Annotated in this window: 25 protein-coding genes; 14 read left to right on the top strand and 11 right to left on the bottom strand. The window is 59.3% G+C overall.

Annotated elements, in window-relative coordinates:
- Positions 1-138: 138 nt before the first annotated feature.
- The 3 genes from rpsI to zapE form a co-directional block, all read right to left on the bottom strand.
- Positions 139-531, bottom strand: a complete 393-nt coding sequence (gene rpsI, locus ACJ8HH_RS16685; protein WP_004937080.1) for a 30S ribosomal protein S9 — start codon at positions 529-531, stop codon at positions 139-141.
- Positions 532-546: 15 nt separating this feature from the next.
- Positions 547-975 (bottom strand): 50S ribosomal protein L13, encoded by a 429-nt coding sequence (gene rplM, locus ACJ8HH_RS16680; RefSeq protein ID WP_004937079.1) that lies wholly within the window; start codon positions 973-975, stop codon positions 547-549.
- 264 nt (positions 976-1,239) lie between these two features.
- A complete protein-coding gene (zapE, locus tag ACJ8HH_RS16675; protein ID WP_033648999.1) occupies positions 1,240-2,367 on the bottom strand; it encodes a cell division protein ZapE in 1,128 nt (375 codons plus the stop codon).
- A gap of 231 nt (positions 2,368-2,598) precedes the next feature.
- On the opposite strand from zapE, the gene zapG reads away from it, so the two are divergent.
- From zapG to degS, 3 genes are all read left to right on the top strand, one after another.
- Positions 2,599-3,000, top strand: coding sequence for a Z-ring associated protein ZapG (zapG, locus tag ACJ8HH_RS16670; protein WP_004937074.1), 402 nt, complete (start codon positions 2,599-2,601; stop codon positions 2,998-3,000).
- A gap of 180 nt (positions 3,001-3,180) precedes the next feature.
- Complete coding sequence (gene degQ / locus ACJ8HH_RS16665; RefSeq protein WP_033636125.1) at positions 3,181-4,551, top strand: serine endoprotease DegQ; 1,371 nt, start codon at positions 3,181-3,183, stop codon at positions 4,549-4,551.
- Positions 4,552-4,639: 88 nt separating this feature from the next.
- A complete protein-coding gene (degS, locus tag ACJ8HH_RS16660) occupies positions 4,640-5,698 on the top strand; it encodes an outer membrane-stress sensor serine endopeptidase DegS (protein WP_033636127.1) in 1,059 nt (352 codons plus the stop codon).
- Positions 5,699-5,769: 71 nt separating this feature from the next.
- On the opposite strand, the gene murA is transcribed toward degS, so the two are convergent.
- From murA to mlaF, 7 genes are all read right to left on the bottom strand, one after another.
- Positions 5,770-7,029 carry a UDP-N-acetylglucosamine 1-carboxyvinyltransferase gene (gene murA, locus ACJ8HH_RS16655; RefSeq protein ID WP_004937068.1) on the bottom strand — a complete coding sequence of 420 codons (1,260 nt, stop codon included), beginning with the start codon at positions 7,027-7,029 and terminating at the stop codon, positions 5,770-5,772.
- A gap of 55 nt (positions 7,030-7,084) precedes the next feature.
- On the bottom strand, positions 7,085-7,339 hold the full coding sequence (gene ibaG, locus ACJ8HH_RS16650) for a BolA family iron metabolism protein IbaG (RefSeq protein ID WP_004937066.1): 255 nt from the start codon (positions 7,337-7,339) through the stop codon (positions 7,085-7,087).
- A 140-nt stretch (positions 7,340-7,479) separates the two neighbouring features.
- Positions 7,480-7,782: a lipid asymmetry maintenance protein MlaB gene (gene mlaB / locus ACJ8HH_RS16645; RefSeq protein WP_016930202.1), complete on the bottom strand. Its 303-nt coding sequence runs from the start codon at positions 7,780-7,782 to the stop codon at positions 7,480-7,482.
- A complete protein-coding gene (gene mlaC / locus ACJ8HH_RS16640) occupies positions 7,782-8,411 on the bottom strand; it encodes a phospholipid-binding protein MlaC (RefSeq protein WP_033636128.1) in 630 nt (209 codons plus the stop codon). The genes mlaB and mlaC overlap by 1 nt, the downstream gene beginning before the upstream one ends.
- A 14-nt stretch (positions 8,412-8,425) precedes the next feature.
- On the bottom strand, positions 8,426-8,974 hold the full coding sequence (mlaD, locus tag ACJ8HH_RS16635; protein ID WP_033636129.1) for an outer membrane lipid asymmetry maintenance protein MlaD: 549 nt from the start codon (positions 8,972-8,974) through the stop codon (positions 8,426-8,428).
- Between the two features lie 4 nt (positions 8,975-8,978).
- Positions 8,979-9,761 (bottom strand): lipid asymmetry maintenance ABC transporter permease subunit MlaE, encoded by a 783-nt coding sequence (gene mlaE / locus ACJ8HH_RS16630; protein WP_004937059.1) that lies wholly within the window; start codon positions 9,759-9,761, stop codon positions 8,979-8,981.
- 4 nt (positions 9,762-9,765) lie between these two features.
- The gene (gene mlaF, locus ACJ8HH_RS16625; protein ID WP_028127533.1) at positions 9,766-10,581 is read right to left on the bottom strand and encodes a phospholipid ABC transporter ATP-binding protein MlaF; all 816 of its coding nucleotides are present in this window, start codon (positions 10,579-10,581) and stop codon (positions 9,766-9,768) included.
- A gap of 303 nt (positions 10,582-10,884) precedes the next feature.
- On the opposite strand from mlaF, the gene ACJ8HH_RS16620 reads away from it, so the two are divergent.
- The 11 genes from ACJ8HH_RS16620 to npr all read left to right on the top strand — a co-directional run bounded on the left by ACJ8HH_RS16620 (position 10,885) and on the right by npr (position 18,919).
- Entirely contained in the window at positions 10,885-11,862 is a 978-nt protein-coding gene (locus ACJ8HH_RS16620; RefSeq protein WP_025160120.1) for a calcium/sodium antiporter, read from the top strand.
- Between the two features lie 16 nt (positions 11,863-11,878).
- A complete protein-coding gene (kdsD, locus tag ACJ8HH_RS16615) occupies positions 11,879-12,865 on the top strand; it encodes an arabinose-5-phosphate isomerase KdsD (RefSeq protein WP_033648998.1) in 987 nt (328 codons plus the stop codon).
- A gap of 17 nt (positions 12,866-12,882) precedes the next feature.
- Positions 12,883-13,437, top strand: coding sequence for a 3-deoxy-manno-octulosonate-8-phosphatase KdsC (gene kdsC, locus ACJ8HH_RS16610; RefSeq protein ID WP_021505108.1), 555 nt, complete (start codon positions 12,883-12,885; stop codon positions 13,435-13,437).
- Positions 13,434-14,012 (top strand): LPS export ABC transporter periplasmic protein LptC, encoded by a 579-nt coding sequence (gene lptC, locus ACJ8HH_RS16605; RefSeq protein ID WP_033636134.1) that lies wholly within the window; start codon positions 13,434-13,436, stop codon positions 14,010-14,012. The genes kdsC and lptC overlap by 4 nt, the downstream gene beginning before the upstream one ends.
- Positions 13,981-14,520 carry a lipopolysaccharide ABC transporter substrate-binding protein LptA gene (gene lptA / locus ACJ8HH_RS16600; RefSeq protein ID WP_004937045.1) on the top strand — a complete coding sequence of 180 codons (540 nt, stop codon included), beginning with the start codon at positions 13,981-13,983 and terminating at the stop codon, positions 14,518-14,520. The genes lptC and lptA overlap by 32 nt, the downstream gene beginning before the upstream one ends.
- Positions 14,521-14,526: 6 nt before the next feature.
- Positions 14,527-15,252, top strand: coding sequence for an LPS export ABC transporter ATP-binding protein (lptB, locus tag ACJ8HH_RS16595; RefSeq protein WP_004937040.1), 726 nt, complete (start codon positions 14,527-14,529; stop codon positions 15,250-15,252).
- A gap of 52 nt (positions 15,253-15,304) precedes the next feature.
- Positions 15,305-16,738, top strand: coding sequence for an RNA polymerase factor sigma-54 (gene rpoN / locus ACJ8HH_RS16590; protein ID WP_033648997.1), 1,434 nt, complete (start codon positions 15,305-15,307; stop codon positions 16,736-16,738).
- A gap of 23 nt (positions 16,739-16,761) precedes the next feature.
- Positions 16,762-17,049: a ribosome hibernation promoting factor gene (hpf, locus tag ACJ8HH_RS16585; RefSeq protein WP_004937038.1), complete on the top strand. Its 288-nt coding sequence runs from the start codon at positions 16,762-16,764 to the stop codon at positions 17,047-17,049.
- A gap of 155 nt (positions 17,050-17,204) precedes the next feature.
- A complete protein-coding gene (gene ptsN / locus ACJ8HH_RS16580; protein WP_016930212.1) occupies positions 17,205-17,666 on the top strand; it encodes a PTS IIA-like nitrogen regulatory protein PtsN in 462 nt (153 codons plus the stop codon).
- 129 nt (positions 17,667-17,795) lie between these two features.
- On the top strand, positions 17,796-18,650 hold the full coding sequence (gene rapZ / locus ACJ8HH_RS16575; protein WP_015379177.1) for an RNase adapter RapZ: 855 nt from the start codon (positions 17,796-17,798) through the stop codon (positions 18,648-18,650).
- Positions 18,647-18,919 (top strand): PTS phosphocarrier protein NPr, encoded by a 273-nt coding sequence (gene npr, locus ACJ8HH_RS16570; RefSeq protein WP_033648996.1) that lies wholly within the window; start codon positions 18,647-18,649, stop codon positions 18,917-18,919. Before rapZ ends, npr begins: the two co-directional genes overlap by 4 nt.
- Positions 18,920-18,966: 47 nt before the next feature.
- Here the strand turns inward: npr and ACJ8HH_RS16565 are convergent, their stop codons facing one another.
- Entirely contained in the window at positions 18,967-20,883 is a 1,917-nt protein-coding gene (locus tag ACJ8HH_RS16565) for a BglG family transcription antiterminator (RefSeq protein ID WP_033648995.1), read from the bottom strand.
- Positions 20,884-20,899: the final 16 nt, after the last annotated feature.

Here is a 20,899-nt window from a genome sequence, read left to right as displayed (position 1 = left end):
TGGGGGCGGTGCGGCGAATTCATGTTGAATTGTCTGATATGCCACAGATTTTAGTCGGGGATGGCGGATTTCAGGCATAAAAAAACCCGGTGAAGCACCGGGTTTTTTGCGTAAATCGCACTGCCGAAGCAGCGAAAATTAACGCTTGGAGAACTGCGGACGACGACGTGCTTTACGCAGACCGACTTTCTTACGTTCAACCTGACGAGCGTCACGGGTGACGAAGCCAGCTTTACGCAGTTCAGAACGCAGAGTCTCATCGTATTCCATCAGTGCACGGGTGATACCGTGACGGATAGCGCCAGCTTGACCGGAGATACCACCACCTTTAACGGTGATGTACAGATCCAGTTTGCCAACCATGTCGACCAGTTCAAGCGGCTGACGAACTACCATGCGGGCAGTTTCGCGACCGAAGTACTGTTCCAGGCTGCGCTGGTTGATAACGATGTTACCGTTGCCCGGCTTGATGAAGACGCGAGCGGCGGAGCTTTTGCGGCGACCAGTGCCGTAGTATTGATTTTCAGCCATTGCCATTAATCCCGATTAAATGTCCAGAACTTGCGGTTGCTGTGCCGCGTGATTGTGCTCGGTGCCCGCGTAAACTTTCAGTTTACGGAACATAGCACGACCCAGCGGGCCCTTTGGCAGCATGCCTTTAACCGCGATTTCAATCACGCGCTCAGGACGGCGGGCAATCATCTCTTCAAAGGTCGCTTGCTTGATACCACCGATGTGGCCGGTGTGGTGGTAGTACACTTTGTCTGTACGCTTGTTGCCGGTTACAGCAACTTTGTCAGCGTTCAGAACGATGATGTAATCACCGGTATCCACGTGCGGGGTGTATTCCGCTTTATGCTTGCCGCGCAGGCGACGAGCCAGTTCAGTAGCGAGACGGCCTAAAGTTTTACCATCTGCATCAACAACGTACCAGTCGCGTTTTACGGTTTCTGGTTTAGCTGTAAAAGTTTTCATTAGAAAGCTTACCCAATAATTAGTTACACGTTGGTGAACACCCAAACGCTCGAAAACAGTTGAGGCTCACACGACCATACAAGTCCAGCAAACCTACCCCTTCGAATAGCCATTGCCGGCACTATAAAGTTTTTGGGAAAAAAAACTTTGTTGTAACGTGGGGTCGCAAGATTATAGAGAAGTCGCTCACAAAGATCGAACGGTTTTTGAATGGAAAATAAATTTATCGCCGGCGGCAGGCAACCGGCGATAGGCCCGGCGGACTCAGGGCAGATGCGGCAGCTTGAGGTACTCTTCGCTCTGCATTTCCTGCAGGCGCGACAGGCAGCGCTGGTACTCGAACTTAAGCCGTTCCCCCTGGTAGATCTCGAACATCGACGCCTCGGCGCCGATCACCAGCTTGACGTGCCGCTCGTAGAATTCGTCCACCAGCGCCAGGAAACGGCGCGCGGTATTCTCTTTCAGCGGCCCCATCACCTGCACATTATACAGGATCACGCTGTGATACAGTCGCGACAACGCAATGTAATCCAGCTGGCTGCGCGCCTCTTCGCACAGCGTGTGGAAATCCACCGCCAGCACGCCGTCCACCGAACGAATGGCCTGCAGCGGCCGATGGTTGATCTGCAGCACCGGCGCCTCCTCCCCCGCCTTGCCCGCCAGTTTGACGAACATCCGATCCAGGGTCGCGCGCGTCTGGTCGTTCAGCGGCGTCAGATAGAGGTGAGCCTGGGTCAGGGTGCGCAGACGATAGTCGATGCCGGCGTCGACGTTCATCACGTCGCAGAACTCGTTGATCAGATCGATAGCCGGCAGGAAACGCGCCCGCTGCAGGCCGTTGCGATACAGATCGTCCGGCGGGATGTTCGACGTGGCCACCAGCGTGATGCCGCGGGCGAACAGCGCCTGCAGCAGCGTGGCCAGCAACATGGCGTCGGTGATGTCAGACACGAAGAATTCGTCGAAGCATAATACGTCGGTTTCGGCCTTGAAGCCGTCGGCGACGATGTCCAGTGGGTTTTCCCGCCCTTGCAGTTCGGTCAGCTCTTCATGCACCCGCAGCATGAAGCGGTGGAAGTGCAGACGCATTTTGCGATCGCCCGGCAGGCTGTGGAAGAACATGTCCATCAACCAGGTTTTGCCGCGCCCGACGCCGCCCCACATATACAGCCCCTGCACCGGGCGCTGCGGCGCCGTTTCGCCGCCTTTGCCCAGCAAACGGCTGAGCTTGCCGCGCAGCCCGCCGGCCGGCGCGCTCGCCGCCGGTTTTTGCAGCAAGGCCTGATAAATGCGATCCAGTTGAGTGACGGCCCGGCGTTGAACCTCATCGGCCTGATATTCCCCCGCCTCCAGCGCCTGCTGGTAGCGAGATAACGGTGATAGTGCCTGCATCTGTTCGATGTTCCCTAAGAACGCTTAGAAATTATTTAGCCAACGTTGGCGGCAAGTTGATGCCGATTCGCACCGTTATCGCCACAAATGCCCGCTGCGGGCGCCGCTGAAAACCCTGTAAACACTGGGTGGAAGCGCATCAGGATTCCACTCTGACAAGGTTAACGGTTATAGTGGATATTATTAAGTGAAAAATCCCTGCGGAACAACGAAGTCAAAATAGGAGTCATCATGACCTGGGAGTATGCGCTGATTGGTTTGGTCGTCGGTATCGTGATTGGTGCGGTGGCGATGCGTTTTGGCAACCGTAAATTACGTCAACAACAAGTCCTGCAGAACGAGCTGGACAAGAGCAAAACCGAGCTGGAAGAGTACCGTCAGGAGCTGGTCGGCCACTTTGCCCGCAGCGCCGAGCTGCTGGACAACATGGCGCGCGATTATCGTCAGCTGTATCAGCATATGGCGAAAAGCTCCAACAACCTGCTGCCGGATCTGCCGATGCAGGAGAACCCGTTCCGCTATCGCCTGACCGAAGCGGAAGCGGACAACGATCAGGCGCCGGTGGAAATGCCGCGCGACTATTCTGAAGGGGCCTCCGGCCTGCTGCGCGGCCAAAGCGCGCGCCGCGACTGATACCCCTTCTTCACCCGCGGGGCCACCCGCGGGTTTAACCCCGTTTGTGCCTTATTGACCTTCCTTCGCATTACCTTTACTGAACTTTGCACGCAAATTCACGGTCTTACCCTTCACTATGACAAGGTGATTGCCTTATCATCAAATTTTCATCGGCAGGTATTGAGAGAGTTATCATCAATGAAGAAAAAGTCGTTAATTCTTAGTGCATTGGCAATGAGCCTCGGCCTGGCGCTCAGCGCCGCACCGGTGGCCAACGCGGCCCTGCCCGTCGCCGTTCAGGGGCAGCCGCTGCCGAGCCTGGCGCCGATGCTGGAAAAAGTCTTGCCCGCCGTCGTGAGCGTGCATGTCGCCGGCACCCAGGTGCAGCGTCAACAGCTGCCGGAAGAGTTCAGACGCTTCTTCGGCCCCAATTTCCCCGGTCAGCAGCAGAGCTCTCGCCCGTTTGAAGGGCTGGGCTCCGGCGTCATCATCGACGCTGCCAAAGGCTACGTGCTGACCAACAACCACGTCATCAACAACGCCGATAAAATCCGCGTGCAGTTGAACGACGGCCGTGAACTGGACGCCAAACTGGTCGGCCGTGATGAGCAATCCGACATCGCCCTGCTGCAGCTCAGCGACACCAAAAACCTGACCGCCATCAAGATGGCCGATTCCGATCAGCTGCGCGTCGGCGACTTCGCCGTGGCGGTCGGCAACCCGTTTGGCCTGGGCCAAACCGCCACCTCCGGCATCATCTCGGCCTTGGGCCGCACCGGCCTGAATCTGGAAGGGCTGGAAAACTTCATTCAGACCGACGCCTCGATCAACCGCGGCAACTCCGGCGGCGCGTTGGTTAACCTGAACGGCGAGCTAATCGGCATCAATACCGCCATTCTGGCGCCGAGCGGCGGCAACGTCGGCATCGGCTTCGCCATTCCGAGCAATATGGCGCAGAACCTGAGCCAGCAGCTGATCGAATTCGGCGAAGTGAAACGCGGCCTGCTCGGCATCAAGGGCAGTGAAATGACCCCGGACATGGCCAAAGCCTTCAACACCGACGCGCAGCGCGGCGCCTTCGTCAGCGAAGTGCTGCCGAAATCCGCCGCCGCCAAGGCCGGCATCAAAGCCGGGGATATTCTGGTTTCCGTCGACGGCAAGCCGGTGAACAGCTTCGCCGAACTGCGCGCCAAGGTCGGCACCACCGCGCCGGGCAAAACCCTCAAGGTGGGCCTGCTGCGCGACGGCAAACCGCAGGAAGTCTCGGTCACGCTGGACAACAGCGAGAGCGCCTCGACCAATGCCGAAACGCTGTCGCCGGCGCTGCAGGGGGTTTCCCTCAGCAACGGCGCGCTGCCGAGCGGCGACAAGGGCGTGAAGGTGGAGAACGTGGATAAAGGCTCGACGGCGGCGCAAATCGGCCTGCAAAAAGGCGACGTGATCATCGGCGTCAACCGCCAGCGCGTGGACAGCATCACCGCGCTGCGCAAGGTGCTGGAAGCCAAACCGCCGGTGATGGCGCTCAATATCGTGCGCGGTAACGAAACCATTTATCTGCTGCTGCGTTAATTTGTGCAAAAACCGGGCTCGGTGACATACTGCGCCCGGTTAACTCATGCTATCCTCCGAACATCGTTCACCACACCACGAAAACTCCATGTTTGCTAAGCTCTTGCGTTCTGTCGTTATCGGTCTCATCGTTGCCGGCCTGCTGTTGGCCGCTCTGCCCGTGCTGCGCTCTTCCAACGGCCTGTTTGCAGAGAAAACCGAGAATACCAGCGACGAAACGCCGGTGAGCTACAACAAAGCGGTGCGCCGCGCCGCGCCCGCCGTGGTGAACATCTACAACCGCAACCTGAACGGCGCCGCCAACGTGCTGTCGCTCGGTTCCGGCGTGATCATGAACGAACGCGGCTATATCATCACCAACCGCCACGTGATCAAAGACGCTCAGCAGATCACCGTGGTGTTGCAGGATGGCCGCCGCTACGAAGCGCTGCTGGTCGGCTCCGACGGCCTGACCGATTTGGCGGTGCTGAAGATCGATCCCGGCAACCTGCCGGTGATCCCGACCAATAAAAATCGCGTTGCCCACGTCGGCGACGTGGTGCTGGCAATCGGCAACCCGTACAACCTGGGGCAGACCGTGACTCAGGGCATCCTCAGCGCCACCGGGCGCATCAGTATGAGCACCACCGGCCGGCAGACATTCCTGCAGACCGATGCCTCAATCAACCGCGGCAACTCCGGCGGCGCGCTGGTCAATTCGCTGGGCGAGCTGATCGGCATCAATACCCTGACCTATGACAAAATCACCGACGGCGAAACGCCGGAGGGCCTCGGCTTCGCCATTCCGATCGAACTGGCCACCAAAATCATGGACAAGCTGATCCGCGACGGCCGCGTTATCCGCGGCTATTTCGGCATTCAGGGTAAGGAGATCATTCCGCTGCGTTCCTCCAATTCCGGCATCGATCGCCTGCAGGGCATCATCGTGACCGAAATCACGCCGAACGGCCCGGCGAGCAGCGCCGGTTTCCAGATCAACGACATCATCATCAACGTGGATAACAAACCGGCGGTGTCCGTGCTGGAGACCATGGATCAGGTGGCGGAGATCAGGCCGGGCACCGAGATACCGGTTATCGTGCTGCGCGACGGCAAACGCATTACGTTGAAAATGACGGTGGGCGAATTCCCGGAAGACAACAATTAAAAAAGGGCCGGCATTGATAGCCGGCCCTTTGATTTTCATCCTGCCGACGCAGCCGCGCCGGCGCTAATGACTTACTCGCCTTTCACGCGCTCGATGTTAGCACCCAGCGCGCGCAGCTTGTCTTCAATACGCTCATAGCCGCGATCGATGTGGTAGATGCGATCGACGACGGTCACGCCGTCGGCGATGCAGCCGGCGATCACCAGGCTGGCGGAAGCGCGCAGATCGGTCGCCATCACCTGAGCGCCGGACAGCTGCTCAACGCCGTGGCAGATCACGGTGTTGCTCTCGATTTCCGCGTGCGCGCCCATGCGGATCAGTTCCGGCACGTGCATGAAGCGGTTTTCGAAGATGGTCTCGGTGATGACGCCGGTGCCTTCCGCCACCAGGTTCAGCAGACTGAACTGGGCCTGCATGTCGGTCGGGAAGCCCGGGTGCGGCGCGGTGCGCACGGTGACCGCTTTCGGGCGTTTGCCGTGCATGTCCAGGCTGATCCAGTCCTCGCCCACTTCGATATCGGCACCGGCTTCGCGCAGCTTGGCCAGCACCGCGTCCAGCGTGTCCGGACGAGTGTTGCGGCACATCACTTTGCCGCCGGAAACCGCGGCGGCGATCAGGAAGGTGCCGGTCTCGATGCGGTCAGGCAGCACGCGGTACACGCCGCCGCCCAGACGCTCGACGCCCTCGATGGTGATCTTGTCGCTGCCGGCGCCGCTGATCTTCGCGCCCAGCGTATTGAGGAAGTTGGCGGTATCGACAATTTCCGGCTCACGCGCGGCGTTCTCGATAACGGTGGTGCCGGTCGCCAGGGTCGCGGCGCTCATGATGGTCACGGTCGCGCCCACGCTCACCTTGTCCATGACGATGTGTGCGCCCTTCAGGCGGCCCTCGACGGACGCCTTGACGTAGCCTTCTTCCAGCTTGATCTCGGCACCCAGCTGCTCGAGGCCGGTGATGTGCAGATCGACCGGACGCGCGCCGATCGCACAGCCGCCCGGCAGGGAAACCTGACCGCGGCCGAAACGCGCCACCAGCGGCCCCAGCGCCCAGATGGAAGCACGCATGGTTTTCACCAGATCGTAAGGGGCGCAGAACTCGTTCACGCCGCTGGCGTCCACGAAGACCGAACCGTTGCGCTCAATCTTGGTACCCAACTGATTGAGTAGTTTAATGGTGGTGTCGATGTCCTTCAGCTTGGGGACATTCTGCAGCTCGACCGGCTCTTCCGCCAACAGGGCGGCGAACAGGATCGGCAGGGCGGCGTTTTTGGCCCCGGAAATAGACACTTCACCGCTCAGGCGGGTCCGACCCTGCACACGAAATTTATCCATCTGACTACTCTCTGTTATCTAATCTGAAGCTGCCCGCCCGGCAGGGCAAACAGCCTTAAAATCCGTTGAGTTTGCGGTCTCGCTGCCACTCTTCAGGGGTGTACGCCTTGATAGACAAGGCATGAATGCGGTTGTCCGCAATGTATTCCATCAGCGGTGCGTAAACCGTCTGCTGTTTTTTGACGCGGCTCATGCCGGCGAACAATTCGCCGACCACGATCGCCTGAAAATGGCTGCCGTCGCCCGTCACATGTACTTCATCCAGTGCCAATGCCTGCATCAGCACGTCTTTAATCTCGTTGGTTTCCATAGTATCCAGTTCTGCCGCTAAAGGATCATAAACAGCCTAGTATCTTAGTGGAATACGATGTTTTCTTAAACCAAAGAAAAAGCCCCTGCATAACAGGGGCTTTGTATCGTTTTACCACGCAAGGGCGGCGTAAAACGCCGCTAACCGGCGGTATCGACAGGCATTATCGCCTGCAGGTTGTAGAGCGCAATCAGCGTTTTCAGGCGCTCGGTGGCGCCGAAAATTTTCAGCGCGACGCCGCGCTCGCGCTGCTCTTCCTGCAGATGCAGCAACAGTGCCAGCCCGGCGGAGTCTACGCGCTGCAGTTGCGCCACGTCGATCGCGGTTTTATCCGCCATCAGCGCGTCGCGCTGCCGCCACAGCGGCTGCAGCGTTTCCCGGTCCAGTTCACCGCGCAGGATCAGCGTCTGCTGCTCTGATTCGAAGCTGAGCGCTGCCGACATCAGTTTTTCTTGTCCAGCGTGATAGGCTGCGCGGCGGCGGCCTGCAGCTGTTTGGTCAGGCCGTCGATGCCCTGAGTACGCAGCGTGGACGCCCACTCGTTCTGCTTGGTGGTGATCATGCTGACGCCTTCGGCGATCATGTCATAGGCCTGCCAGTAGCCGGTTTTGCTGTTCTTGCGCCATTGGAAATCCAGACGCACCGGCGGGCGGCCGCCGTTGTCGATGATGGTGACGCGAATGGCCACGATGTCGGCATTGCCCAGCGGCTGTTCAGGCGCGATCTGGTAAGTCTGGCCGTGATACATCGCCAGCGCCTGGCCGTAAGCCTGCTCCAGGTAAGCCTGGAAGGCGGTGAAGTAAGCTTCGCGCTGTGCAGGCGTCGCCTCTTTATAGTAACGGCCCAGCACCAGCGCGCCGGCGTATTTCACCTGCACGAACGGCATCAGTTCCTGATGCACGATGGAGCGCAGGTAGTTCGGGTCCTGCTTGATCTTCGGCTGTTCATTCTTCAAACGGCTGAAGGTCTTCTGCGCCGCTTCTTGCATCATGCTGTAAGGATTGGTTTGGTCGGCTGCGCTCGCCAGCGGTGCAACCACCAGCAGAGCCACCATCAGTAAACGTTTAAACATGCAGGTATCCTCTCTTAATGATTTGGAACAGCGGGTTGCGGTGCGGCACCGGCAGCCGGCTCAGCGGCCGCGTCTCCCGGTTTGGCGCTGTCCTGACCGCCGCTTTTATACAGGAACTGGCCGATCAGGTCTTCCAGAACCATGGCTGATTTGGTGTCCTGAATGGTGCCGCCGTCTTTCAGGATGGCGGTGCCCATATCAGGATCTTCGAAGCCCACGTTAAGCGCCAGATATTGCTCGCCCAGCAGGCCGGAGGTGCGGATCGCCAGCGAGCTGGTATCCGGGATTTGGTCGTACTTTTTCTGGATATCCAGCGCCACGCGCGGCGTGTAGGTTTTCGAATCGAGTTCGATGTCTGCCACGCGGCCGATCACCACGCCGCCAATCTTCACCGGCGAACGCGGTTTCAGGCCGCCGATGTTGTCGAACGTCGCGTAAATGCGGTAGGTCGGCTCGCTGCCGATCGATTTAAGGTTCGCCACCTGCAGGCAGATAAACACGATGGCGCACAGCGCGATCAGCATAAATGCCCCAACCCAGATTTCACTCTTCTTCGTTTGCATCGAATCAATTCCCAAACATCAGTGCTGTCAGCACGAAATCCAATCCCAACACCGCCAGTGACGAATGCACCACGGTACGCGTCGTCGCCCGGCTAATCCCTTCAGAGGTAGGCACGGCGTCGTACCCGTTGAAAATGGCAATCCAGGTTACGGTAATGGCGAATACCACGCTTTTGATCAGGCAGTTGAGCAGATCTTTTTTCCACTCTACGGCGCCCTGCATCGCCGACCAGAAGAAGCCGCTGTCGATGCCCTTCCAGTCCACGCCGACCACCGAGCCGCCCCAGATGCCGATCGCCACGAAAATGATGGTCAACAGCGGCATGCTGATCAGCCCCGCCCAGAAGCGCGGCGCCACGATGCGTCGCAGCGGATCGACCGCCATCATTTCCAGGCTGGAGATCTGCTCCGTCGCCTTCATCAGGCCGATTTCCGCCGTCAGCGCGGAACCGGCGCGGCCGGCGAACAGCAGCGCCGTCACCACCGGCCCCAGCTCGCGCAGCAGCGACAGCGCCACCATCATGCCGAGGCTGGCCTCGGCGCTGTAGGTGGTGAGCACGATATAACCCTGCAGGCCCAGCACCATGCCGATGAACAGCCCGGAGACCATGATGATCAGCAGCGACTGCACGCCGACGCTGTAGAGCTGTTTCAACAACAACGGCCACTGCTTGCCGGGTTCCGGCCGGCCAATCAACGCGTTGAACAGCATCAACCCGGCGCGGCCGAAGCTGGCGCTGGTGTTGATGCCACTGCGCCCCAACGACGCTAACGCTCTTAATAACATGAGCTTATTTACTCCCTAAGCCTAGCAGTTCGGTCTGATAATCCCCGGCCGGATAGCGGAACGGCACCGGCCCATCCGCTATACCATCCAGAAACTGGCGCACGCGCGCATCAGGATTGTTCTGCAATTGCTGCGTGGTGCCTTCGGCGATCACCCGGTGATCGGCCACGATATAGGCGTAGTCGGCGATGCTCAGCACCTCCGGCACGTCGTGCGACACCACGATGCAGGTAATGCCCAGCGCATGGTTCAGCTCATCGATCAGCTTGACCAGCACCCCCATGGTGATCGGATCCTGGCCGACGAAAGGTTCGTCGAACATGATCATCTCAGGGTCCAGCGCGATCGCGCGCGCCAACGCCGCCCGGCGCGCCATGCCGCCGGAAAGCTCATTGGGCATCAGCTGGGCCGCGCCGCGCAGCCCCACCGCTTCCAGCTTCATCAGCACCGTGCTGCGCAGCAGGGGTTCAGGCAGGTTGCTGTGCTCGCGCAGCGGGTAGGCCACGTTTTCGAACACGGTCAAATCGGTGAACAGCGCGCCCGACTGGAACAGCATGCTCATCTTTTTGCGCGCGTCGTATAACTGACGGCGGGACAACGCGGGAATGTTGTCGCCGTCGAACCAAATCTCCCCGCTGTCCGGCGCCAGCTGGCCGCCTATCAGGCGCAGCAGCGTGGTTTTGCCGATGCCCGATGGCCCCATGATCGCCGTGACCTTACCGCGAGGCACCGTCAGGTTGATGTCTTCAAATATCCGTCGGTCGCCGCGCGAGAAGCTCATGTCGCGCACTTCGACCAAATTATCTGCCTTTTGGAGCATGTTAATGGACCCTTTACGACTCATCTTTTGCTGAATCTACCCGTGATGTTAAAGCAATGGGCGCAATCCGTCTCATCTTTACAAAAACTTACTGCCATTTCGCAACCAATGGTGCCATTGGTTTTACTTTTCCGCGCCACCCGGTCAAAATTGGCGCCATAACGAAAAAAAACGAAACTGTTCAACTATTAGCCGGGAAAAACCGTTGCTGCGGCTCACGCGCGCGCAACGGAGGGCAAGCAATACCGCCGCATTGACGGCTTTAACCAACGAACCGGGATAATACCCGACAAAGGATCCTGCATGTTTCTCGCGATAGCATTATTAATCGTTGGTTTATTTCTACTGGTGTATGGTGCAGACCGCTTAGTTTATGGTGCTGCCGTGATTTCCCGCTCGCTCGGCGTCCCGCCGTTGATCATCGGCATGACCATCGTCGGCATCGGCACTTCGCTGCCGGAGCTGATCGTGTCCACCACCGCCGCGCTGAACGGGCAGATAGATATGGCCGTTGGCAACGTATTAGGTTCCAACATCACCAACATCTTATTGATCCTGGGTGTGGCGGCGCTGATTCACCCGCTGGCCGCGCGTTCCGAGATACTGCGGCGCGAACTGCCGTTGATGTTAGCGGTCACAGTATTGTGCGGTTTCGTGTTGATGGACGGCACCCTGAGCAGGCTGGACGGCGTGCTGCTGCTGGCCGCCGCCGCCGGCTTCATCCTGCTGATGCTGAAAATCGCCCGGCTGGCGCAGCGCGAGGGCAGCGACAGCCTGACCATGGAGCAGATCGCCGAGCTGCCGCAGGACAGCAGCAACACCGTGGCGGTGCTGTGGCTGGTGCTGGCGTTTATCATTCTGCCGCTCTCTTCCAGAATGGTGGTCGATAACGCGACGGTGATTGCGCACTATTTCGGCCTGAGCGAACTGGTGGTCGGCTTGACCATTATCGCCATCGGCACCAGCCTGCCCGAATTGGCTACCTCCATCGCCGGGGCGCTGAAGGGCGAGGATGATATGGCGATTGGAAATATCATCGGCTCCAATATTTTCAACACGGTGATCGTGCTGGGCGTCCCCGCCCTGCTGTCGCCGGGCAGCGTAGACGCCGCCGCCTTCCAGCGCGATTACTGGGTGATGCTGGCGGCCAGCGTGCTGCTGAGCGTACTGTGCATCGGCCGCAAGCATCGCATCGGTCACCTGGCGGGCGCTCTGTTATTATGTGGCTTTATTGCGTATCTTGCGGTGCTGTTCTTTAACCCTTTCAGTACTTTCGGCTAAACCGACGGGAATGAGTATGTCGAACATTGAGTTGCAACCGGGCTTCGATTTTCAGCAGGCCGGCAAAGAAGTGCTTCAGATAGAGCGTGAAGGGCTGGCTCAGCTCGACAGCTACATCAACGCAGACTTCACCCGCGCCTGCGAAACGATCGCCGCCTGCGGCGGCAAAGTGGTGGTGATGGGCATGGGCAAATCCGGCCATATCGGCTGCAAGATCGCCGCGACCTTCGCCAGCACCGGCACCCCCTCATTCTTCGTTCACCCGGCGGAGGCCAGCCATGGCGATTTGGGCATGGTCACCCCACAGGACATCGTGCTCGCCATCTCCAACTCCGGCGAGTCCAGCGAGATCCTGGCGCTGATCCCGGTATTGAAACGCCAGCAGATCACCCTCATCTGTATGACCAACAATCCGGAAAGCTCGATGGGCAAGGCGGCGGATATCCACCTGTGCATCAAGGTGCCGCAGGAAGCCTGCCCGCTGGGGCTGGCGCCGACCACCAGCACCACCGCCACGCTGGTGATGGGCGATGCGCTGGCCGTCGCGCTGCTGAAGGCGCGCGGTTTCACGCAGGAAGATTTCGCGCTGTCGCATCCGGGCGGCGCACTCGGCCGCAAACTGCTGCTGCGGGTTAGCGATATCATGCACAGCGGCGACGAAATGCCCCACGTCAGCGCCGACGCCTCACTGCGCGACGCGCTGCTGGAAATTACCCGCAAAAATCTGGGCCTGACGGTTGTCTGCGACGATTTGATGAAAATCGCCGGCATCTTCACCGACGGCGACCTGCGCCGGGTGTTCGACATGGGCATCAACCTGCACGAGGCGAAGATCGCCGATGTCATGACGCCGGGCGGCGTACGGGTGCGCCCCAACATCCTGGCGGTCGATGCATTGAACCTGATGCAACAACGCCACATCACCGCGCTGCTGGTTGCCGATGGCGACCAGTTGCTGGGTGTGGTACATATGCATGACATGCTGCGCGCCGGCGTCGTTTAATTAAGGAATAGAACGGAATGGGTATGGTAGAAACCTGCTACGGGCCGGTAGAACAAGAGGTTATGGCGCGTGCCGGGAACATCCGCCTGTTGATTTGCGACGTTGACGGCGTGCTGTCGGACGGCCTGATCTTCATGGGCAACAACGGTGAAGAATTGAAAGCGTTCAACGTGCGCGACGGCTACGGCATCCGCTGCTTGAAAACCTCGGACATCGAGGTGGCGATCATCACCGGTCGCTCCGCCAAGCTGCTGGAAGACCGCGCGCAGACGCTCGGTATCACCCATCTGTATCAGGGGCAATCCGATAAGCTTTTGGCCTTCCGCGAACTGTTGGATAAACTGTCGTTAACGGCGGATCAGGTCGCCTATATCGGCGATGACCTGATCGACTGGCCGGTGATGGCGCAGGTCGGCCTGGCGGTCGCGGTGGCGGACGCCCACCCGCTGCTGACGCCGCGCGCCCACTACGTCACCCGCATTGCCGGCGGCCGCGGCGCGGTGCGCGAACTGTGCGACATCATTCTTTTGGCTCAAAATAAGCTGGAGGACGCCAAAGGGCTGTCGATATGAGTAAAACCAAACTGTGGATCACCATCCTGTTGACGGTGATCGTTCTGGCGCTGATCGGCTGGAACATGACGGATTTTAGCGACGACACGGCCCCTGGCCCGGTCAACGATAAGGATCCGACCTACCAGAGCCAGCACACGGTCACCGTGGTGTACAACCCGGCCGGCAAGCTGAATTACAAACTGGTGGCGGAAGACGCGAAGTATTACACCGCCGGCGAGCTGAGCTGGTTCACCCAGCCGGTAATGACGCTGTTCGATGAGAATGCGGTGGCCACCTGGTCAGTTCGCGCCGATCGCGCCAAACTGACGAAAGACCGGATGCTGTATCTGTATGGTCACGTCGAGGTAAACAGCCTGACCACCACCTCGCAGCTGGAAAAAATTAAGACGGACAACGCTCAGGTAAACCTGGTCACCCAGGACGTCACCTCCGATGACGAAGTCACGATTTACGGGACCAATTTTACCTCTAACGGCATGAAAATGCGTGGGAACCTGCGGACCAAAACCGCTGAGCTGATTGATAAGGTTAAGACCAACTATGAAATTCAGAACCAAAAACCAACTCCGTAACCTGTTGCTCGGCAGCTTAGTTTTGGCCGCCAGCGCCCCCGCTCTGGCGCTGAAATCCGACTCCAGCCAGCCGGTCAGCATCGACTCGCTCAAGCAGTCGTTGGACATGCAGAGCAACGTCAGCACCTTCACCGACAACGTGGTGATCAAGCAAGGCACCATCGATATTCGCGCCGACAAGGTGGTGGTCACCCGCCCGGGCGGAGATCAGAATAAGACCTATATTGAAGCGTTCGGCAACCCGGTAACCTTCTACCAGATGCAGGACAGCGGCAAGCCGGTCAAAGGCCACGCGCAGAAAGTGCGTTACGACGTGGCGACCCAGCTGGTGACCCTGACGGGCAACGCCTATCTGGAGCAGCTCGACAGCAACGTGAAAGGCGATCGCATCACCTATCTGGTGCAACAGCAGCAAATGCAGGCGTTTAGCGACAAAGGCAAACGCGTGACAACGGTTCTGGTACCGTCGCAGTTGCAAGACAAAAACGAGCAGAAAAAGAGTAACTAATCACTTATGGCAACACTCATCGCAGAAAACCTGGCGAAAGCCTACAAGGGCCGTAAAGTTGTCGAAGACGTCAGCCTGAAAGTGAAATCCGGCGAGATCGTCGGCCTGCTCGGGCCGAACGGCGCCGGTAAAACCACCACCTTCTACATGGTGGTCGGCATCGTGCCGCGCGACGCCGGGCGCATCGTGATCGACGAAGAAGACATCAGCCTGCTGCCGCTGCACGCCCGCGCGCGCCGCGGCATCGGTTACCTGCCGCAGGAAGCGTCGATCTTCCGCCGCCTGAGCGTGTACGACAACCTGATGGCGGTGCTGGAGATTCGCCCCGACCTCACCAGCGAACAGCGCGAAGACCGCGCCAAGGAGCTGATGGAAGAGTTCCATATCTCCCATCTGCGCGACAGCCTTGGCCAGGCGCTGTCCGGCGGTGAGCGTCGCCGCGTCGAAATCGCCCGCGCGCTGGCGGCCAACCCGAAATTCATACTGCTGGACGAACCCTTCGCCGGGGTGGATCCGATTTCCGTTATCGATATCAAGAAAATCATCGAGCACCTGCGTGACAGCGGCCTGGGCGTGCTGATCACCGACCACAACGTGCGCGAGACGCTGGACGTGTGTGAACGCGCCTACATCGTCAGCCAGGGCAAACTGATTGCCCACGGCACGCCGGATGCTATTCTGGCCGACGAGCAGGTTAAACGCGTTTATCTGGGCGAAGAGTTCCGCCTCTAAGCGCCGGCGCGCCCTGCGGGGCGACACCGTTAACGGAAGTAGACAGAAAACTATGAAGCAAGGTTTGCAACTCAGGCTCAGCCAACAGCTGGCCATGACTCCTCAGCTCCAGCAGGCGATCCGCCTGCTGCAGTTGTCCACGCTTGAGCTTCAGCAAGAAATCCAGCTGGCGCTGGAGAGCAATCCGCTGCTTGAACAGACCGATCTGCACGACGAAATCGACGCCAAAGAAACCCAGGAGACCGAGGGGCTCGATACCCGCGAGGCGCTGGAACAGAAAGACATGCCGGAAGAGCTGCCGCTGGACGCCACCTGGGATGAGATCTACACCGCCGGCACGCCGTCCGGCACCGGCACCGACTACAGCGACGACGAACTGCCGGTCTATCAGGGCGAGACCACCCAAACGCTGCAGGATTACCTGATGTGGCAGGTGGATCTGACGCCGTTCTCCGATACCGACGCCGCCATCGCCACCTCCATCGTCGACGCGGTGGACGACACCGGCTATCTCACCGTGCCGCTGGAAGACATTCTGGAAAGCCTGGGCGACGAGAACGTGACCCTCGAGGAAGTCGAGGCGGTATTGAAGCGCGTGCAGCGTTTCGATCCGATCGGCGTCGCCGCGCGCGATCTGCGCGATTGCCTGCTGGTGCAGCTCTCCCAATACGCCAAAGACACCCCTTACCTGGCCGAAGCGCGGCTGATCATCAGCGACCATCTGGATCTGTTGGCCAACCACGACTTTCGCAGCCTGATGCGATCAACCCGGCTAAAAGAAGATACACTGAAAGAAGCGATGCTGCTGATTCAGTCGCTCGATCCGCGCCCGGGGCAGTCGATCAATACCGGCGAGTCGGAATACGTGATCCCGGACGTGCTGGTGCGCAAGACGCAGAACAAATGGACGGTCGAGCTCAACGGCGACAGCGTGCCGCGTTTGAAGATCAATCAGCAGTACGCCGCGCTGGGCAACAGCGCCCGCAGCGAAGCCGACGGCCAGTTTATCCGCAGCAACCTGCAGGAAGCCAAGTGGCTGATTAAAAGCCTGGAGAGCCGCAACGAGACGCTGCTGAAAGTCACCCGCTGCATCGTCAGCCAACAGCAGGCGTTCTTCGAGCAAGGTGAAGAGTTTATGAAACCCATGGTGCTGGCGGATATCGCCCAGGCCGTGGAGATGCATGAATCGACGATCTCGCGCGTCACCACGCAGAAGTTTCTGCACAGCCCGCGCGGCATTTTTGAATTGAAGTATTTCTTCTCCAGCCACGTGAATACCGACAGCGGCGGCGAAGCCTCCTCGACGGCGATCCGCGCGTTGGTGAAGAAATTGATTGCGGCGGAAAACCCCGCCAAGCCACTCAGCGACAGCAAGCTGGCCACCCTGCTCGCCGATCAGGGGATCATCGTGGCGCGGCGCACCGTCGCCAAGTACCGAGAGTCTTTGTCCATCCCGCCGTCGAACCAGCGTAAACAGTTGGTTTGACCTCTATTGAGAAGGAAGACACTATGCAGCTCAACATTACCGGACACCACATCGAAATCACCGATCCGTTGCGCGAGTTCGTGAACAACAAGTTCGCCAAACTCGAACAGTATTTTGATCGCATCAATCAGGTGTATGTTGTATTAAGTGTGGAAAAAGTGCAGCAAATTGCGGAAGCAACGGTGCACGTGAATGGAGGCGAGTTGCACGCCACCTCGGAAGACGAGAATATGTATGCCGCAATTGATACGCTGATCGACAAATTGGCACGTCAATTGAACAAACATAAAGACAAATTGAAGCAACACTGACACCCTAACCCACTCCATGAGGCGGCATCCGTCGCCGCCTCGCCCTTCGGCGCGTGACCCGCATGGGTGACGCGCCGAACGGTAATCAGGGTTAAAACCGACGAAAAACCGCCTTGCCGGGTGCGCCCGGCGGCGCGGTTTTAAGTGAAGATGAGATGAACAACGAATATATGCAATTAAGCTCGGTGTTAAACATCGAGTGCACCAAAAGCTCGGTACACTGCACCAGCAAGAAGCGGGCTTTGGAAATTATCAGCGAACTGGCCGCCAAACAGCTCAATCTGCCTTCGCAGGTGGTGTTTGACGCGGTTCTCACCCGGGAGCGCATGGGCAGCACCGGTATCGGCAACGGTATCGCCATTCCCCACGGCAAACTGGAAGAGGACACACTGCGGGCCGTTGGCGTGTTTATCCGTCTCGACCAACCCATCGCTTTCGACGCTATCGACAACCAGCCGGTCGACCTGCTGTTCGCGCTGCTGGTGCCTGCCGATCAGTGCAAAACCCATTTGCATACCCTGTCGCTGGTCGCCAAACGCCTGGCCGACAAAACCGTATGCCGCCGCCTGCGCGCCGCGCAAAGCGACGAAGAACTTTACCAAATCATCACCGAGTAATGCCCGGCCGGCGTGACTTCCAGCCCGGATAACGTTACTGTTTCACGATGATGGATCCGGCCTCGGCCGGAATAACAAAGTTTCCACCGGTGGCGATGAACGCCACCGCGATGCCAGGGGAGTTGCCACATGGTGCTGATGATTGTCAGCGGCCGTTCCGGTTCCGGAAAATCCGTCGCCTTGCGGGCGCTGGAAGACATGGGTTTTTACTGCGTTGACAACCTGCCGGTGGTGCTGCTGCCGCAGCTCGCCAATACGCTGGCGGAACGCAATATCTCCGCGGCGGTCAGCATCGACGTGCGCAACATGCCGGAATCGCCGGAAGTGTTCGAATACGCGATGACTCAGCTGCCGGACAGCTTCTCGCCGCAGCTGCTGTTCCTCGACGCCGATCGCAACACGCTGATCCGCCGTTACAGCGACACCCGCCGCCTGCACCCGCTCTCCAGCAAAAACCTGTCGCTGGAAAGCGCCATCGACGAAGAGAGCGATCTGCTCGAACCGCTGCGCTCGCGGGCTGACCTGATTATCGACACCTCGGAAATGTCGGTGCACGAACTGGCCGAAATGCTGCGCACCCGCCTGCTGGGCAAGCGTGAGCGCGAGCTGACCATGGTGTTCGAATCCTTCGGCTTCAAGCACGGCATCCCGATCGACGCCGACTACGTGTTCGACGTGCGCTTCCTGCCGAACCCGCACTGGGATCCGAAGCTGCGGCCGATGACCGGTCTGGATAAGCCGGTCGCGTCGTTCCTCGATCGCCATACTGAAGTGCACAACTTCATCTACCAGACCCGCAGCTACCTGGAGCAATGGCTGCCGATGCTGGAAACCAACAACCGCAGCTACCTGACGGTCGCCATCGGCTGTACCGGCGGCAAGCACCGCTCGGTGTACGTGGCGGAACAGCTGGCCGATTACTTCCGCTCGCGCGGCAAGAACGTGCAGTCGCGCCACCGCACGCTGGAAAAGCGTAAACAATGACGGTCAAACAGACGGTTGAAATCAAAAACAAGCTGGGCATGCACGCGCGCCCGGCGATGAAACTGTTCGAGCTGGTGCAAAGCTTCGACGCCGAAGTGATGCTGCGCAACGAAAGCGGCACCGAAGCCGAGGCCAGCAGCGTCATCGCGCTGCTGATGCTGGACTCCGCCCAGGGCCGGCATATCGAAGTCGAAGCGACCGGCCCCGACGAAGTCAACGCGCTGGAGGCGGTCGTCGAGCTGTTCAACTCCGGGTTTGATGAAGATTAGCCGCTGAGGGCGCACCTTTGCGCCCAATCCCCCATATCCTCTCCCACTCAGCTCCGGCTCAGGCAGTCCAGCGCCACCGCTTTAAAGCTGTCGAAGCTGTCGCTGCTCAGCAGGCGGCTCATTGAGCGTTCACGCACGAAGGTGACAAACAGCTCGTAGATCGCCATCGCCTCTTCATAGTCGCTCTTGCTGATCGCCAGCAGGAAAATCACGTGCGCGACCTCGCCTTCTCCCCAGGCGACGCCCTGCGGCGCCAGCAGCGTCACCACCACGGTCTTTTTGGCCAGCAGCCCCAGCGAGTGCGGCAGCGCGATGCCCTCGCCCAGCAAGGTGGAGACGATCGCCTCGCGTTCGACCACCGACGGATAAAAGTCCGCGCCTACGTACCCTTCCCGCTCCAGCTGGCCGCACACCCGGCTGAACAGTTCCGCCTGCGTCAGCGGCTCGTTGAGCACCATGAAATGCTCGGCGTCGAAAAACTTCTCCAGCATGTACGGTCGGGTGCGATCCACCAGCACCAGCTTGCCCAGCTGCTCCAGCTGGTAATCGGTTGGGAACGGCGACATCACCACCACCGGCTTGTTCTTTTCGCCGATGCGGGCGTTGGAAATCACGAAGTCTTCGTCGATATGCGCAAGCATCTCGTAATCGCGCAGCGAGACGATGCGCGTCATCACCAGCTGCGGATACTTACGCGCAATCTGCGCCTGGATCATGCGCACCGTCGAGTTGCCGGTATCGCACACCAGCATCACCTGCGGGTGGCGTTCATAACCGATGTTGTAATGCCGCTCCAGCCCCACGCCGATGTGCAGCACCAGATAGCCTATCTCATTCTCGCTCAGGGTATAGGGGGTGTATTTGCCCCAGCTGGAGACCGCCGCCAGCGTCACGTCGTAAGCCATCGGATAGTGCTGCTTGATGTTGGCCAACAGCGGATTGGGGATATTGATCTGGTATTTCACCCGCGTAATCATGGTCTTGATATGGGTGAGCAGATCGGCCCGCAGCTGCTCGTCGCCCTGCAGGTTGTAGTTATAGTGTGCGTTGATGTAGGACAGGATGTAGTCCACCAGCGCTTCTTCATCGTCGGCGTTGATCTCGGTCGGCTGCACGTCCTGCACGCGCCGCGCGGCGATATTGACCCGCAGATAGGCCTCTTCGGCCATCGAGATCTCTTTGCCGGAGGCCGAACGCAGTTCCGCCGCCAGGCGGGTCGATACCTGGCGCACCGCATCGTCGCCGTCTTCCACCTCGAAGTCCGGCAGCGGATAGCCGTCGTTGATGCGCCGCAGCGCCACCGCGCAGTAGAAGATCAGGTACTGCTCACCCTCGTCGGTCAGGCGAATGGCGTATTGCGACAGCAGCGGGTGCAGCAATCCGGCAAACGCCGCTACCTGCGGCTGCAGCAGGATCTCGTTGTTGAGCAGCGGGTTCTCGGCGTCGGCCAGCTGCAGTTGGAACAGCAGATCGGTCAGGCAGGCGCGGATCGCCATCTCCGTGCCGAACAGCTTCATGCCGTAACGCGGCTTGGTTTCAATCGTCAATTGATAGTGCGCCAGACGCTCTCTCACCTCAGCCATGTCGTTTTGCAACGTACCGCGGCTGACGAACCACTCGTCGGCCAGATCTTCCAGTTTAAGGGAGAAGGCTGAGGTCAAAAAACGCACCAGCAGATAATGCACACGCTCCTGCGCGCTGCGCGGGGTGGCATGCTTGCGGCGCTCCTGATGCTGCAGGGCGCTGAACAGCGCGGCGTTATCGACCTGCAGACGATAGCCGGCACCGCGGTTATGCACGAAACGCGCGCCGTATTTGTCCAGAATCTCGTTCAGCGCGGTGATGTCCGCCCGCACCGTGCGGGTGGACACGGCGAAACGCTTCGCCAGCTCATCCTGCGGCAAAGTCTCGGTTTGCAAAGCATCGAACAAGTAAGCCAAACGCGGGTAAGGAAATCGCACCATTCTGTGTCCGTCAATC

This window comes from Serratia sp. CY32780 (assembly GCF_052169135.1).
GTDB lineage: Bacteria > Pseudomonadota > Gammaproteobacteria > Enterobacterales > Enterobacteriaceae > Serratia > Serratia sarumanii.
This window is presented reverse-complemented; position numbering and strand designations above follow the sequence as displayed.